The sequence below is a fragment of the Streptomyces sp. NBC_01244 genome (assembly GCF_035987325.1).
Lineage (GTDB): Bacteria > Actinomycetota > Actinomycetes > Streptomycetales > Streptomycetaceae > Streptomyces.
This window is the reverse complement of sequence record NZ_CP108488.1, coordinates 5,018,611-5,033,688: the sequence shown is the minus strand read 5'-3', so window position 1 is coordinate 5,033,688 and position 15,078 is coordinate 5,018,611. Positions and strand designations below refer to the sequence as shown.

Sequence of the window (15,078 nt, the reverse complement as noted above, 5' to 3'; positions counted from 1 at the left end):
AAGTCTCAACAGCCCTGCACAGCCGTTCCGGTGCCGCGTGTCCGGCGCCGGGCTGTGTGGCCGGGGCACCGCGCGGGCGGCCGAGAGTGTTGCCGGCCTACCTCCCCGCGCGGTGCCCTCGGCTGACAGCTTTTGAGGAGACCGCAAGAGGAAGAAGGGGACACGTGAGCACCGTCGAACAGACGCGTTCCGGCACGGGAACGGAGGTGAAGCGGCAGCCCGCCCCGCGCACCGTACGGACCCGGGCCCGGTCGGGCGCCACCGCGGCCCCGGCCACGCCGGCCACGCCGGCCCGCCACCCGCTGCTGCCGTCCGAGCATCCCGTCCGGCTCATCGACGCCGACGGACGCCGGACCGCCGCCGGACAGGACGCGGGATACGAACTACCTGACGCCGAACAGCTGTTGAAGGCCTACCGGGCGATGGTGACCGGCCGCCGCTTCGACCAGCAGGCGACCGCCCTCGCCAAGCAGGGCGAACTCGCCGTGTACCCCTCCTCGCACGGCCAGGAGGCCTGCCAGGTGGCCGCGGCGCTCGTACTCGGCGAGAACGACTGGCTGTTCCCCACCTACCGGGACTGCGTCGCCGTCCAGGCCCGCGGCATCGACCCGGTCGAGACCCTGACCCTGATGCGCGGCGACTGGCACTGCGGCTACGACCCCGCCCTGCACCGCACCGCCCCGCAGGCCACCCCGCTGGCCACGCAGGGACCGCACGCCGTCGGCGTGGCGCACGCCGCCCGGCTTCGGGGCGAGGACACCGTGGCCCTCGTACTCATCGGCGACGGGGCCACCAGCGAGGGCGACTTCCACGAGGCGCTGAACTTCGCGGCCGTGTTCAAGTCCCCGGTGGTCTTCCTGGTGCAGAACAACGGCTTCGCGATCTCCGTCCCGCTCGAGAAGCAGACCGCGGCGCCCTCGCTCGCCTACAAGGGCATCGGCTACGGCATCCCGTCCGAACAGCTCGACGGCAACGACGCGGCGGCGCTCCTCGCGGTGCTGGGCGAGGCCGTGACACGGGCCCGGGCGGGCGGCGGACCGACCCTGATCGAAGCCCACACCTACCGCATGGACCCGCACTCCAGCGCCGACGACCCGGGCCGCTACCGCGACGCCGCCGTCACCGACAGCTGGGTGGCCAAGGACCCGGTGGCCCGGCTGGAGCGCTACCTGACGGCCGAGGGGCTGCTGTCCGGGGCGGACATCGCCGACGCCGCCCGCGCGGCGGAGGAGCGGGCCGTCGATCTGCGCGGCCGGATCCTGCGGTCCGGCCCGCCGGAGCCGCGGACCCTCTTCCACCACATCCGCAGCGGGGGCTCGGCGCAGCTGAGCGAGCAGGAAGCACTGCTGGCCGCCGAAACCGCCCTGGAGGACTGACGATGACGGCAGTTGTGGACGCGCCGCAGCAGCTGGACGCGACGCTCGCGCGCACGACGATGGCGCAGGCCCTGAACCGGGCCCTGGCCGACGCGATGACCGCCGATCCCTCGGTGGTCGTGCTGGGCGAGGACGTCGGCCCCCTCGGCGGCGTCTTCCGGATCACCGACCGGCTGCAGCGCGAGTTCGGCGAGGAGCGGTGCTTCGACACACCGCTGGCCGAGGCCGGGATCATCGGCATGGCCGTCGGAATGGCGATGAACGGCTTCCGGCCGGTCGCCGAGATGCAGTTCGACGCGTTCGCGCTGCCGGCGTTCGAGCAGGTCGTCGGCCATGTCGCGAAGATGCGCAACCGGACCCGGGGCGTCCTGAACCTCCCGATGGTCATCAGGATCCCGTACGCGGGCGGCATCGGCGGCGTCGAGCACCACAGCGACTCCTCCGAGTCGTACTACGCGCACACCGCCGGCCTCACGGTCGTGGCCCCGTCGACCGCGGCCGACGCCTACTCGCTGCTGCGCGAGGCGATCGAGTACCCGGACCCGGTGGTGTTCCTGGAGCCCAAGCGGCTGTACTGGGCCAAGGAGCCGCTGTCCCTGCCGGTGCGCACCGAGCCGATCGGCCGGGCCGTGGTCCGCCGGGCGGGCACCGACGCCACGCTGGTCGCGTACGGGCCGTCCGTGCCGGTGGCACTGGCGGCGGCTGCGGTGGCCGCGGCGGAGGGCCGCTCGCTGGAGGTCGTCGACGTACGGTCCCTGGTGCCCTTCGACGAGGAGACGGTCGCGGCCTCGGTACGCCGCACCGGGCGCGCGGTGGTGATCGCGGAGGCCTCGGGCTTCGCGAGCGTCGCCTCCGAGATCAGCGCACGCATCGCGGAGCAGTGCTTCCACTCGCTGCACGCACCGGTCCGCCGGGTCACCGGCTTCGACATTCCGTATCCGCCGCCGAAGTTGGAGCGGCACCACCTGCCCGGTGTCGACCGGATCCTCGACACCGTCGACGAGCTTCAGTGGGAGAGCGCATGAGTACGGCAGCGGCCGTGCAGGACTTCCTCCTGCCCGATCTGGGTGAGGGACTGACCGAGGCGGAGATCGTCCGCTGGCTGGTGGCCGAGGGGGACGTGGTCACCGTCGACCAGCCGGTGGTGGAGGTCGAGACGGCGAAGGCCACGGTGGAGGTGCCGAGCCCGTACGCCGGGACGGTGGCCGTCCGCCACGCCGCGGAGGGCGCCACCCTGGAGGTGGGCCGCCCCCTGCTGACGGTCACCCCGCCCGGCACGGTCGCCGGCGTCGCCACCACCGTTCCCGCCGTCTCCGTCGCCGTCCCCGCTGCCACGCAGCCCGCCGAGGAGGGTTCGGGCAAGGTCCTGGTCGGCTACGGCACCCAGCCCCTGGGCACCAACCGCCGCCGCCGCGCGGCGGCGCGCGCCCTGACCCCGCCCACGGGCGCCGACCCGCAGGTGACCCGGTCCACGGCTCCGGCTCCGGCTCCGGCCGCCGGCCAGGCCCCGGCCGAGGCCGCGCGGGTCGTGTCGCCCGTCGTACGGGCGCTGGCCGCCGCCAACGGGCTCGATCTCGGGTCCGTGGCCGGGACGGGGGCCGGTGCGGTCATCACCCGGCAGGACGTCAACGCCGCGCTCGCCCAGCGGGATCTGTGCCGCGCCGTGCGGACACCGGCGCCCACCGCCCCGGCGCAGGCCGTCGGGGAGACCCGGCTGCCGCTGCGCGGGGTGCGGGGGGCCATCGCGCGCAAGCTCACCAAGGCCGCCGCCGTCCCCACCGCCACCGTGTGGGTCGACGTGGACGCCACCGAGCTGCTGGAGCTCAAGCGGAGCCTCGACGGCATCGGACTGCTCGCGCTGCTCGCCCGGTTCACCGTCGCGGGCCTGCGCTTGTTCCCCGAACTCAACGCCACCGTCCGCGAGGACGAGATCGTCCGCTACGACTCCGTGCACCTCGGCATCGCGGCGCAGACCGACGCCGGCCTGCTGGTTCCCGTCGTCCGCGACGCGGACCGCCTGACCACCCGCGGTTTCCAGCGCGAGCTCGCCGCCCTCGTCGAGCGGGCCCGCTCCGGCGGCCACGGCCCGGCCGAGCTCACGGGCGGCACCTTCACCCTCAACAACTACGGGACCTTCGGCGTCGACGGCAGCTCCATGCTGCTCAACGCCCCCGAGGCGGGCATCCTGGGCATCGGCCGGATCATCGAGCGGCCCTGGACCTTCGAAGGCCGCATCGAGTCCCGCTCCATCAGCCAGCTCTCGCTCGTCTTCGACCACCGGGTCTGCGACGGCGCCGCCGCCGGCGGCTTCCTGCGCTTCGTCGCGGACTGCGTCGAGCACCCGGGCGCAACGTTCGCGGACCTGTGAGCGACGGCCGGCCGAACACCCGCGAGACCCTGCTGGGCGAGGCCGTCCTGCTCTTCAACGAGAAGGGCTTCGCGGCGTCCGGCATGGGGCTCCTCGCCGATCGGATCGGCATCCGCAAATCAAGCCTCTACCACCACGTGCAGAGCAAGGAAGAGCTGCTGGAGCTGGCCCTCGGCCGCGCCCACGGCATGCTCCTCACCGCCCTGCACCCCGCCTCGCCGAGCCGCACCGCGTTCGGCCGGCTCGAATCGTTCGTACGTGCCGTGCCCGACCGGCCGGACCGCGAACTGCCCTGCATCCAGCTGCTCCTGGGCCCGGACGGATGGTCCGCGGCAGGGGCGCGCACCGACATCGAGCGCCGCGTCGCCGAGCTGATCCGGCGTGCCGCGGACGAAGGGACCGTACGGCAGGACCTGCCGCCGGACCTGTGCGCCGGGCTGCTGCTCGACACCATCGGCTCCGCCCTCGCCCGGCGGTCCACCACCGTGCCCATCGACGTGCTCGTCGCCCTCGCCCTCGGCGGGCTGCGCGAGTACCGCACACCGATCCTTCCAGGGAGTTCCGTATGTCCGTCGACATGAGTCCGATCAGCGGCACGAGCCTGCTCACCGGGGTCCGCAGCGACGCCGGCAACGCCGCCCGGGCCGTGCAGGCCGTCCTCGCGCACCGGAGCGACATCGACGAGGTCGACCGCCGCCTGATCTCACTGATCAAGGAGCGGATCCAGATCTCCAGCCGGGTCCAGAAGGCCCGGATGGGGGCCGGCGGCCCGCGCATCGTGTACTACCGCGAGGAGCAGATCCTCGGCACCTACGAGCGTGAACTGGGCAGCTCCGGCGAGGCGATCGCCCGCGTGCTCCTCGAACTGGGCCGGGGCCAGGACTGATCGTCGCGCCCGGCGCGCACCTGACGTACCCGGGGCGCGACCTGACGAGACGGCGCACGGCCCGTTGAAGGGGCCCGCCCCGCTGTCCCACGATGACCCGGCGGGCAGCGTCCCGCACCGGAACCGGCAAGGAGCCGTACCACCATGAGCGATGAAGCACGCGGGGGCTACGTCCTCGTCGAAGCATCCGGCGGTACACCCCTGACGGTTCTGGTGGCCACCGGCGGTGAGACCGCCGTGGCCCTGGAAGCCCGGGCGATCCTGGAGCGTGACGGCATCGGCACCCGCGTGGTGTCGGTTCCCCGCCCCGACCGGTTCCTCGCCCAGGACCAGGCCTACCGCGATGCGGTCCTGGCCCCGCACACGGCGGTCAGGGTGTCCGTCGAGGCCGGTTCGGCCCTCGGCTGGTACGCCATGGCCGGCGGTGCGGGCCAGACCGCGAGCCTGGACCGGTTCGGCCGCTGGGGCAGCTACCGGAGCCTGTACCAGCAGTGCGGGCTGACCGCCCACCGCGTCGCCAGCGCAGCCCGGGCCGGCCTGGCCCGGGCCCACAGGGCCCGCAACCAGGGCCTGTCGTGAGGGGTGTCCGGCACCCCGCGTCCTGACCACCAGTCCCGACCTGGAGCCACCTTGTCGCCCAACACGGCAGCCGCCGCGTCCGCCCTGTCCGCCCGGATCCCGGGATCCAAGAGCCTCACCAACCGCGCCCTGCTGCTGGCCGCCGCCGCACGCGGCACCTCGGGCCTGTGGGCACCGCTGGTCAGCGACGACACCGTCGCCTTCCGGCGGGCCCTGACCGCGATCGGCATCAGCACCTCCACCACCCCCTCCGACGAGTGCTGGGAGGTCACCGGCACCGGTGGCGGCCCGTACGCCCCCGGCCGGGTCTGGTGCGCGGACGCCGGGACCGCCGCCCGCTTCCTGCCGCCCTTCGCGGCCACCGGACGCGGCAGCTTCGTCTTCGACGGCTCCGAGCAGTTGCGGGCCCGCCCGCTGGGCCCGCTCACCCGGGCCCTGACCCGGCTCGGCGCCGAGGTCGCGGCGGGCCCGGACGGCGGACTGCCGCTGACCGTGGCCGCCCGGGGGCTGGCGGGCGGCGTCGTGGAGCTGGACTCCGGCCTCAGCAGCCAGTACCTGAGCGGGCTGCTGATGGCCGGCCCGCTGATGACCGGCCCGCTCACGGTGGACGTGCCGCGCCTGGTGAGCCGCCCGTACCTGGACATGACCCTGGCACTGATGCGGCGCTTCGGCGCGGACGTGAGCGAGGACGCCGGTACGGTCACGGTCCGACCCGGCGGGTACGCGGCGACGGACCTGGTGATCGAGCCGGACGCGTCGACCGCCTCGTACTTCTTCGCGGCGGCGGCCGTCACCGGCCGCACCCTGACCGTGCCCGGTCTGGGCAGCAGCAGCCTCCAGGGGGACCTGCGGTTCGCCCGGGTGCTGGAGCTGACGGGCGCCGAGGTGGAGATCGGCCTGCACTCGACCACCGTCACCGGCCCGGCCGGCGGACGGCTGACCGGTGGTTTCACCGTCGACATGGGCGAGATCTCCGACACCTTCATGACCCTGGCCGCCATCGCGCCGCTCTTCGACGGGCCGGTCACCATCACCGGGATCGCGCACGCCCGGCTGAAGGAGTCCGACCGGATCGCCGCGGTGGCCGCGAACCTGCGGGCCTGCGGGATCCGCGTGGAGGAGGGGCCGGACCGGATCACCGTCCACCCCGGCACCCCGCGCCCGGCCGTCGTCGACTGCCATCGCGACCACCGCATCGCGATGTCGTTCGCCGTACTGGGCCTGGGCAGTTCCGTGCCGCTGACGCTGGACGACCCGGCGTGCGTGGCCAAGACCTTCCCCGAGTTCCACACCGAGCTGAACAGGCTCTTCCCCGAGTACCAGATCCGCCTTGACAAGGAGCAGTGAGAGAACGTGCTGAGCAGGTTGCGCTGGCTGACCGCCGGCGAGTCCCACGGGCCCGCGCTGGTCGCCACCCTGGAGGGGCTGCCGGCCGGCGTTCCCGTCACCACCGCCCTGGTCGCGGAGCACCTGGCGCGGCGCCGGCTCGGCTACGGCCGCGGGGCGCGGATGAAGTTCGAGCAGGACGAGATCACCTTCCTCGGTGGCGTCCGGCACGGCAGTTCGCTGGGCTCCCCGGTCGCCGTCATGGTCGGCAACAGCGAGTGGCCCAAGTGGGAGAAGGTCATGTCGGCCGATCCCGTGGACCCCTCGGAGCTGAAGGAGACGGGCCGCAACGCACCGCTGACCCGGCCGCGGCCCGGTCACGCCGACCTCGCCGGGATGCAGAAGTACGGCTTCGACGAGGCCCGGCCGATCCTGGAGCGCGCCAGCGCCCGGGAGACCGCCGCCCGGGTCGCGCTCGGCGCGATCGCCCGGTCCTTCCTCAAGGAGGCCGCGGGCATCGAGATCGTCTCGCACGTGGTGGAACTGAACGCCGCGAAGGCCCCGTACGGGGTGTACCCGACGCCGGCCGACGTGGACCGGCTGGACGAGGATCCGGTGCGCTGCCTGGACGCGGACGCGAGCAAGGCGATGGTCGCGGAGATCGACCAGGCCCACAAGGACGGCGACACCCTGGGCGGCGTCGTCGAGGTGCTGGCGTACGGCGTGCCCGTCGGGCTCGGCTCGCACGTCCACTGGGACCGGCGCCTGGACGCGCGTCTGGCGGCCGCGCTGATGGGCATCCAGGCCATCAAGGGCGTGGAGGTCGGCGACGGCTTCGAGCTCGCCCGGGTGCCCGGGTCGAAGGCGCACGACGAGATCGTCTCCACCGACGGCGGTCTCAAGCGCACCTCGGGCCGCTCCGGCGGCACCGAGGGCGGGCTGACCACCGGTGAACTGCTGCGGGTACGGGCCGCGATGAAGCCCATCGCGACCGTGCCGCGCGCGCTGGCGACCGTCGACGTGGCGACGGGCGAGGCGACGGTCGCCCACCACCAGCGCTCCGACGTGTGCGCCGTCCCGGCCGCCGGGATCGTCGCGGAGGCCATGGTGGCCCTGGTGCTCGCGGACGCTCTGCTGGAGAAGTTCGGCGGCGACTCCGTCCCCGAGACGCGGCGCAACGTCCGGTCCTACCTCGACCACCTGCGCATCCGATGACCGCCGGTTCCGCCGGTTCCACCGGTTCCGCCGGTTCCCCAGCCGATCCCGTCGTCCCGGCCGTCCCCGCCGCCCCGGTTGCCCCGGTTCCCGTCCTGGTGATCAACGGGCCCAATCTGGGCCGGCTGGGCCGCCGCGAGCCCGGCATCTACGGCGCCGGAAGCCATGAGGAGCTGGCCGAGAGCTGCCGCCGGACCGGCCGGGAACTGGGCCTGGACGTCGAGGTCCGCCAGAGCGACGCCGAGGCCGACCTGGTGCGCTGGCTGCACGAGGCCGCCGACGGCGAGATCCCCGTCGTCCTCAACCCCGCCGCCTTCACCCACTACTCGTACGCCCTGCGCGACGCCGCCGCCCAGCGGACCGCGCCGCTCATCGAGGTCCACCTCTCCAACCCGTACGCCCGCGAGGAGTTCCGCCACCGCTCGGTGATCTCCCCGGTGGCGAGCGGGACGATCTCGGGCCTCGGCGCCGGCTCCTACCGGCTCGCGCTGCACGCCGTGGCCCGGGAGGTGCACGGCCCGTGCTGACCACGAGGGCAGCGGCCCGCCGGATCGGCATCCTGGGCACCGGATCGGCCACCCCGTCCCGCATCGTCACCAACGACGAGGCGGGCGCGGAGGCCGGTGTCGACGACGCCTGGATCCACGCCAAGACGGCCATCCGGCAGCGGCGTTGGGCCAAACCCGACGAGGCCACCGGAGACCTGGCCGTCCAGGCCGCCCGGGCCGCGCTCCAGGACGCCGGGCTGCGCGCCCGCGACCTCTCGCTGATCGTGCTGGGCACCTCCACCCCCGACAGCCCGCAGCCCGCGACCGCCTGCTTCGTCGCCGACGAGCTGGGCATCGGCCACGGCACCGCCGCCTTCGACGTCAACGCGGTGTGCAGCGGCTTCGCGTTCGCCCTGGCCACCGCCGAAGGACTGCTGCGGACCTCCGGCGGCGCCGGCCACGCCCTCGTCATCGGCGCCGACGTCTACTCCCGCATCCTGGACCCCGCCGACCGGCGCACCGTCGTGCTCTTCGGCGACGGCGCGGGCGCGGTGGTGCTCGGCCCCGTGCGGCCGGAATCCGGGCGGGGCCTGATCGCCTCGCGGCTGGCCTCCTTCGGCGCCGAGCGGGAACTCGTCGGGGTCGCCGCGGGCGGCAGCCGGCTGCCGTCCTCGGCGCAGACCCTGGCCCGCGGCGAGCACCGGTTCACGATGAACGGGCGCGGGGTACGGGACTTCGTCGCGGCCGAGGTGGTGCCCGCCGTGGCCCGGTTCCTCGCCGACTGCGGGGTGCGGCCCGCCGACCTCGCGCACTTCGTCCCCCACCAGGGCAACGGCCGGATGCTCGAAGAGCTCGCCGCCGGCCTCGGCATCCCCGCCGACCGTACCCGGGGCTCCTTCGCCGCGTACGGGAACACGGGGGCCGCCTCCGTCCCACTCACCCTCGATCTGACCGCCAGGTCCGGTGCCCTCGCCGCCGGTGACCTCGTGCTGCTCGCCGCGTTCGGCGGCGGCATGACCATGGGGCTCACCCTGCTGCGCTGGTGAACCGGACCGGCGGAGGAAGGCCCCGTATGTCCGAGACGCTCGATCCGGAGCTGGTGGACGCCTACCTGGCCCGCATCGGGGCCGCGCACCCGGTCCGGCCGGATGCCGCCGCCCTGCGCGACCTCCAGGAACGGCACGTGCTGAGCGTGCCGTTCGAGAACCTGCACTACTACGCGGGCAAGCCGATCCGCCTCGACCACACCATCGTCCACAAGATCGTCTACGAACGCCGCGGCGGCGGCTGCTACGAGGTCAACCCCTCCTTCGCCCACCTGCTGCGGGCCCTCGGCTTCGACGTGGAGCTGCTGCCGGCCCGGGTCTGGATCGACGGGGTGCTCGGCGTCCCGCTCGGCCACGTGGTGCTGCGCGTGCGCACCGCGGAAGGGGACTGGCTCGTCGACGTCGGCTTCGGCCGCAACAGCCGCCACCCGCTGTCCCTCGACACCCGCGCCGACCAGCGGGACCCGCACGGGGTCTACCGGCTCGCGCCGCTGCCCGACGGCGGCCACGAGCTCTTCATGAACACCCATGCGCAGTACCGCGTGGAGCCCCGCCCGATCGCCGTCGAGGACCTGCGGGCCACCCTGTGGTGGTACCGCACCAGCGCGGAATCGCCGTTCCTGCAGAGCCAGTTGTGTTCCCTGCCGACCGAGGACGGCCGGGTCACCCTGATCGGCCGCACCCTGCTGCGCCAGGTGGGGGCCGACCGGTTCTCCGAGCGCCTCGACGACGACTCCCAGGTGATCGAGACCTACCGCGAGCACTTCGGCATCGAGCTCGACGAGATCCCGCCGGACCTCGACGTGGACGCGGCCGGCGCGGTCCGGCTGGGCGCGTCCTGACCGGCGCCCTCCCCCATCCCTCCCCGCTCTCCCCACCCCTCAGGAGCACCGTGTTCCCCACGGAAGACCCCGAGGAGTTCCTGCGCTCCGCCATGCGCTGGCACTTCTCCCCCGAGACCGGCTCTCCGTTCTGGCTGGACCGGGTCCGGGACCTGGATTTCGACCCGCTGACCGACATCCGCACCTTCGCCGACCTCACCCGCTTCCCCAACTACGCCGGCGAGCTGCGCGACGTACGCGCCGAGGACCTGATCCCGCGCGGCTACGGCGAACGCCCCGACGTCGTGGGCGTGTACGAGAGCGGTGGCACCACCGGCGCCCCGAAGCGGATCGTGCTGCTGCGGGACTGGCTGGACCGCCTCGTCGAATGGAGCAGCGCCCAACTCGACGCGCACGGGGTCCCGCAGGGGGTGAACTGGCTCTCGGTGGTGCCCTCGGGCCCCCACATGGTCGGCGACATCATCAAACGGCAGACCGCCCACCGGGGCGGCCTCACCTTCGGTGTGGACCTCGACCCGCGCTGGGTGAAGAAGCTCATCGCACGCGGCGACACCGCCGGGGCCGGGGCGTACGCCGAGCACATCCTGGACCAGGTGCGGTACGTGCTGCGCAGCCAGGACATCGGGGTGCTCATGTGCACCCCGCCCGTGCTGGAGCGGATCGCGGCCGACACGGAGCTGGCGGAGCTGGTCAACGAGAAGGTGCGGGCGATCAACTGGGTGGGCACCCAGATGGACGCCGACAGCCGGTACCTGTACCGCACGGAGGTCTTCCCGGACACCGTCCTCTACAGCGGGTACGGCAGCACGATGATCCTCGGCAACGCCGGCGAGCGGCCGGGGCTCGGACACGACGACCCGTGCGTGTACGACCCGTACTCGCCCTACATGACGCTGTCGGTGGTCGACCCCGAGACCCGGCGGCCCGTCGCGTACGGGGAGCGCGGCCAGGTGGTCATGCACCACGTGAGCCGGAGCCTGCTCATGCCGAACAACCTGGAGCGGGACCACGCCACCCGGATCCGGCCCCCGCACGGCGCGGAGCAGACCGGGGACTCGGTCGCGGACATCGCGCCGGTCAGGGAGTTCGACAACGAGACCGTGATCGAAGGGGTCTACTGATGGCCGCCCCCGAAGAGCCGCCCGCGCCGCCCGCGCCGCCCGTGCCGGACACCCTGGACACGCTGCCCGCCCTGGACGCCCTCGGGCCCTCGGGGACCTTCCGCGCCCGCAACCGGATCACGCTCACCGATGTCGCCGGCCGCCCCGCCGCCACCCTCGGCCTGGTGCCCCGGCTGTACGTGCGGCGCACCATGGCAGCCCTGCGGGCCGCCTCCCCGCCGCCCGCCGCGGAGCGGTTCGCGCTGCTCGCCCGGGCCGGCCGGATCTTCGCCGAGGACACCATCGGCGGCCTGGACCCCGCCGCCCACGAGCGGATCACCGCCCGCGTCTCCGGGGTCCCGCTCGGTGTCGTACGGGCCGCCGCGGCCGCCGTCACCGAAGCCGCCGAGCAGGCGGCGTACATCCTGGACCAGGCCCGCCCGGCCGGCGCCGCCGACTCCTGGCGCGATCCGCGCACCCGGCGGGGCAGCGCCGTCTGGACCCGGCGCGGCTCGGTCTTCGCCGTGCACGCGGCGGGCAACCACCCCGGCCCGCACTCGCTGTGGCTGGAAGCGCTGGCGCTGGGCTACCGGGTCGCCGTACGGCCCTCCCGGCGCGAGCCGTTCACCCCGTACCGGCTGGTCGCGGCGCTGCGCGCGGCCGGCTTCGGGCCGGATCAGGTGGCGCTCCTGCCCACCGGGCACGAGGTGGCCGACACGGTGCTGGACGAGGCCGACCTCGGACTCGTCTACGGCGGCGACGAGGTCGTCGCCAAGTACGGCGGATCCCGGGTCCTGCCACAGGGCCCCGGACGCTCGAAGATCCTGGTGACCGCGGGCCAGGACTGGCGCGATCACCTGGACGTGATCGTCGACTCGGTCGCCCACCAGGGCGGGGTGGCCTGCATCAACGCCACCACCGTGCTGGTCGAGGGTGATCCCGGCCCACTGTCGCGGGCGCTCGCCGAGCGGCTCGCGGCGTCGGCGGACCTGCCGCCCGAGGACCCGAAGGCGGTGCTCCCGGTGCAGCCGGCCGGGCACGCCCGCGCCCTGGAGGCGTACCTGCTCACCCGCGCCGCCGAGCCCGGGGCACGGGCCTGGCTCGGCGGGGACGGCATCGTCTCGGAACTCGGCGACGGAAGCGCGGTGCTGCGCCCGGCGGTGCACCAGCTGGAACGCTCCGACGACCCCCGCACCGGCCTGGAGATGCCCTTCCCCTGTGTCTGGGTCGCGCCCTGGAGCCGGGCGCAGGGCATCGCGCCGCTGCGCGGCAGCCTGGTGGTCTCCGTACTCGGCCCGGACGCCGACACCGGGCCGCTGGTGGACGAACTGCTGGCGGAACCGACCGTGTCCAACGTGTACACGGGGTCCCGGCCCACGTACTGGATCCGCCCCGGAGTGCCGCACGACGGCTTTCTGAGCGAGTTCCTGATGCGCACCAAGACCGCCGCGCGCGACTGACGGACGGCGACGCCGTCGCAGTTGATGGATCGCGGAGCGCACCTGACGGAGTACCCGGGGCCCGATGGCAGGCCCACGCCGCCCCGCACAGGATTCCTATCGACTACGCAGTCCCCACGACGGAGGAAGTCGCCCCATGTCAGGTATCCCGCAACCCGCTGCATCACCCGGAGACCCCGGACGTGCCGCCACGGACCAGGTTCCCTTCGGTGCCACCGTCGCGGTGATGGCCGTCATCGGGCTCATCCTCGGCAGCCAGGCCTACGTGACCATCCCGCTCATGCCGGAGATCGCCACGGCATGGGGCGTGGAGCAGTCCGCCGCCGCCTGGGCGACCTCGGCCTTCGCCATCGCCTACGCCTGCGGCTCGCTCCTCAGCGGCCCGCTCGCCGAGAACTACGGCCGCCGGACCGCGATCTGGACCAGCCTCGCCGCGCTGTCCCTCGCCACGCTGGCCGTGCCGCTGGCCGGCGGGCAGACCGGAGGACTGGCCATGCGCGCCGTGCAGGGCCTGGCCGCCGGCGTCTTCGCCCCCGTCGTGTACGCCTACTTCGGCGAGCGGCTGCCGGCCCAGCGGGTCGCCCTCGCGCTGACCGTGGTGTCCTGCGCGCTCGGCGGCACCCTGGTCGCCGGCCAGCTCGGCGCCCAGCTGCTGGAGTCGCTGTTCGGCTGGGGCGCCGTGTTCTGGGTCTCGGCCCCGCTGCTGGCCGCGGGCGCCGTGGCCGCCCGCATGGTGATGCTGCCGGACGCGCCGCGCGACGCCGGCCGGGCCGGGGGCGGCTTCGCCTTCGGCAACGTGCTCAGCTCCGGGCGGCTGATCCCGCTGTTCGTCACCGCGCTCATCGTGCTCGGCGGGGTCACCGCCGTCTACACCGGCGTCCAGCTGTACGGCCCGGAGTCGCTCGGCGACCCCGACGCCATGTTCGCGCTGCGCGCCTCCGCACTGCCGTCCCTGCTGGTCGCCGTCCTCGCGGCGCCGAAGCTGGCCGCCATCCCGCCGACCCGGCGGGCCGCCGGAGCGCTGGCCCTGGCCGGCCTGGGCATGGGCGCCGCCGCACTGGCCGGGGACAACACCCTGGTCCTGGGCATCGCCCTGTTCGCCGCCATGGTGGGCGTCGCGACCGCCGGACCCGCCCTGGTCCAGGCCGTCGGCGGAGCGGCCGGCGCGGACCGCGCCACCGCCATCGCCGTCTACAGCTTCCTGCTCAACCTCGGCGCCGGCATCGGCGCGCAGGTCCCGCAGGCCACCGACGTCTTCACGCACCTGGTGCTGTGGATCGGCCTGGCCTTCGCCGCCGCCATCGGCCTCGTCGTGCTGGCCGGACGGGCGTCGAACCGCGCCGCCGCCGCGGACAAGGGCCGCTCCGAGGTCCCGGGGGTGGCGTCCGTCCCCGCCGAGGCCCGCTGAACCACAGCCCCACCGCACCACCGCACCACCGCACCACGCACGATCCGCACGCCCCGAGACATCCCGAGACATCCCGAGACACCCCGAGACGAAAGGTCACTCTGATGAACGCCCTGCCGCCGCCGCCCGCCGCTGACTGGAACTCCGACGCCCTGGTGCTCGACGCGTACCTGGCCCGCATCGGCTTCGAAGGTCAGGCCACCGCCGACTTCGAGACCCTGCGCCGGCTGCACCGCGCCCACGTCGACGCCGTCTCCTGGGAGATCGTCGACCTGGCCGTCGGACACCGCATCTCGCTCGACCTCCCGAGCCTGCAGAAGAAGATCGTCGACTCCGGCCGCGGTGGCTGCTGCCTGGAGAACAACCTGCTCTTCGCGGCCGCGCTCGACCAGGTCGGCTTCAAGTCCACCCGCCACCTGGCGCGCGTCCGCCGCGGCAGCGACGCGATCCGCTACCGCTCGCACGCGGTCGTGATCGTCGAGGCCGAAGGCCGCCGCTACCTCGCCGACGTCGGCTTCGGCGACGAGGGCCCGCTGGAGCCCATCCCCTTCGAGGACGGCGCCGAGGTCACGGTCGGCGACTGGACCTGGAAGCTGGACCGCGAGGGCGAGGGCGAGAGCGAGGAGTGGGTGCTGCGGTGCCTGCACCACGACGGCTGGTTCGACGTGTACAGCCTGCGCGAGGAGCAGCACCACTGGATCGACTTCGAGGTGTCGAACGTGTACACCTCCACGAACCCGGCCTCGCCGTTCATCGGCAAGCTGGTCGCCCAGCGCGGTGACGACACCGTCCGGCACACCCTGCGCCACCGCACGCTCTTCGCCGACTACGCCGACGGGTTCAAGCACCAGCGCGAGCTGACCACCGACGAGGCGATCACGCACCTGCGCGACACCTTCCGCATCACGCTCTCGCACGAGGACGAGCGCGTCCTGCGCGAGAGCGTCCTGGTCCACTGAGGCCCCGTGCACCCGCCCCCGCCTT

Annotated in this window: 15 protein-coding genes; all 15 read left to right on the top strand. The window is 73.9% G+C overall.

Annotation, left to right across the window (positions count from 1 at the left end; all coding sequences use genetic code 11):
- Positions 1 to 164: 164 nt before the first annotated feature.
- The 15 genes from OG247_RS22635 (at position 165) to OG247_RS22565 (ending at position 15,053) form a co-directional block, all read left to right on the top strand.
- Entirely contained in the window at positions 165 to 1,376 is a 1,212-nt protein-coding gene (locus OG247_RS22635) for a thiamine pyrophosphate-dependent enzyme (RefSeq protein WP_442813372.1), read from the top strand.
- A 2-nt stretch (positions 1,377 to 1,378) separates the two neighbouring features.
- Positions 1,379 to 2,401, top strand: a complete 1,023-nt coding sequence (locus tag OG247_RS22630; protein ID WP_327253952.1) for an alpha-ketoacid dehydrogenase subunit beta — start codon at positions 1,379 to 1,381, stop codon at positions 2,399 to 2,401.
- Positions 2,398 to 3,744, top strand: a complete 1,347-nt coding sequence (locus tag OG247_RS22625; RefSeq protein WP_327253951.1) for a dihydrolipoamide acetyltransferase family protein — start codon at positions 2,398 to 2,400, stop codon at positions 3,742 to 3,744. Before OG247_RS22630 ends, OG247_RS22625 begins: the two co-directional genes overlap by 4 nt.
- A complete protein-coding gene (locus tag OG247_RS22620; protein WP_327253950.1) occupies positions 3,741 to 4,325 on the top strand; it encodes a TetR/AcrR family transcriptional regulator in 585 nt (194 codons plus the stop codon). Before OG247_RS22625 ends, OG247_RS22620 begins: the two co-directional genes overlap by 4 nt.
- Positions 4,310 to 4,630 carry a chorismate mutase gene (locus OG247_RS22615; protein ID WP_327253949.1) on the top strand — a complete coding sequence of 107 codons (321 nt, stop codon included), beginning with the start codon at positions 4,310 to 4,312 and terminating at the stop codon, positions 4,628 to 4,630. The genes OG247_RS22620 and OG247_RS22615 overlap by 16 nt, the downstream gene beginning before the upstream one ends.
- A gap of 144 nt (positions 4,631 to 4,774) precedes the next feature.
- Entirely contained in the window at positions 4,775 to 5,209 is a 435-nt protein-coding gene (locus OG247_RS22610) for a transketolase-like TK C-terminal-containing protein (RefSeq protein WP_327253948.1), read from the top strand.
- A 51-nt stretch (positions 5,210 to 5,260) separates the two neighbouring features.
- Entirely contained in the window at positions 5,261 to 6,556 is a 1,296-nt protein-coding gene (aroA, locus tag OG247_RS22605; protein WP_327253947.1) for a 3-phosphoshikimate 1-carboxyvinyltransferase, read from the top strand.
- A gap of 9 nt (positions 6,557 to 6,565) precedes the next feature.
- Positions 6,566 to 7,750 carry a chorismate synthase gene (aroC, locus tag OG247_RS22600; RefSeq protein WP_327257582.1) on the top strand — a complete coding sequence of 395 codons (1,185 nt, stop codon included), beginning with the start codon at positions 6,566 to 6,568 and terminating at the stop codon, positions 7,748 to 7,750.
- A complete protein-coding gene (aroQ, locus tag OG247_RS22595; protein WP_327253946.1) occupies positions 7,747 to 8,277 on the top strand; it encodes a type II 3-dehydroquinate dehydratase in 531 nt (176 codons plus the stop codon). Before aroC ends, aroQ begins: the two co-directional genes overlap by 4 nt.
- A complete protein-coding gene (locus OG247_RS22590) occupies positions 8,271 to 9,284 on the top strand; it encodes a 3-oxoacyl-ACP synthase III family protein (protein WP_327253945.1) in 1,014 nt (337 codons plus the stop codon). Before aroQ ends, OG247_RS22590 begins: the two co-directional genes overlap by 7 nt.
- A 26-nt stretch (positions 9,285 to 9,310) precedes the next feature.
- Positions 9,311 to 10,126 carry an arylamine N-acetyltransferase family protein gene (locus OG247_RS22585; protein ID WP_327253944.1) on the top strand — a complete coding sequence of 272 codons (816 nt, stop codon included), beginning with the start codon at positions 9,311 to 9,313 and terminating at the stop codon, positions 10,124 to 10,126.
- A 92-nt stretch (positions 10,127 to 10,218) separates the two neighbouring features.
- Entirely contained in the window at positions 10,219 to 11,247 is a 1,029-nt protein-coding gene (locus tag OG247_RS22580) for a phenazine antibiotic biosynthesis protein (RefSeq protein WP_327257581.1), read from the top strand.
- On the top strand, positions 11,247 to 12,686 hold the full coding sequence (locus OG247_RS22575; protein WP_327253943.1) for an aldehyde dehydrogenase family protein: 1,440 nt from the start codon (positions 11,247 to 11,249) through the stop codon (positions 12,684 to 12,686). Before OG247_RS22580 ends, OG247_RS22575 begins: the two co-directional genes overlap by 1 nt.
- Positions 12,687 to 12,822: 136 nt before the next feature.
- The gene (locus OG247_RS22570) at positions 12,823 to 14,094 is read left to right on the top strand and encodes an MFS transporter (RefSeq protein ID WP_327253942.1); all 1,272 of its coding nucleotides are present in this window, start codon (positions 12,823 to 12,825) and stop codon (positions 14,092 to 14,094) included.
- A 104-nt stretch (positions 14,095 to 14,198) separates the two neighbouring features.
- Complete coding sequence (locus OG247_RS22565; RefSeq protein WP_327253941.1) at positions 14,199 to 15,053, top strand: arylamine N-acetyltransferase family protein; 855 nt, start codon at positions 14,199 to 14,201, stop codon at positions 15,051 to 15,053.
- Positions 15,054 to 15,078: the final 25 nt, after the last annotated feature.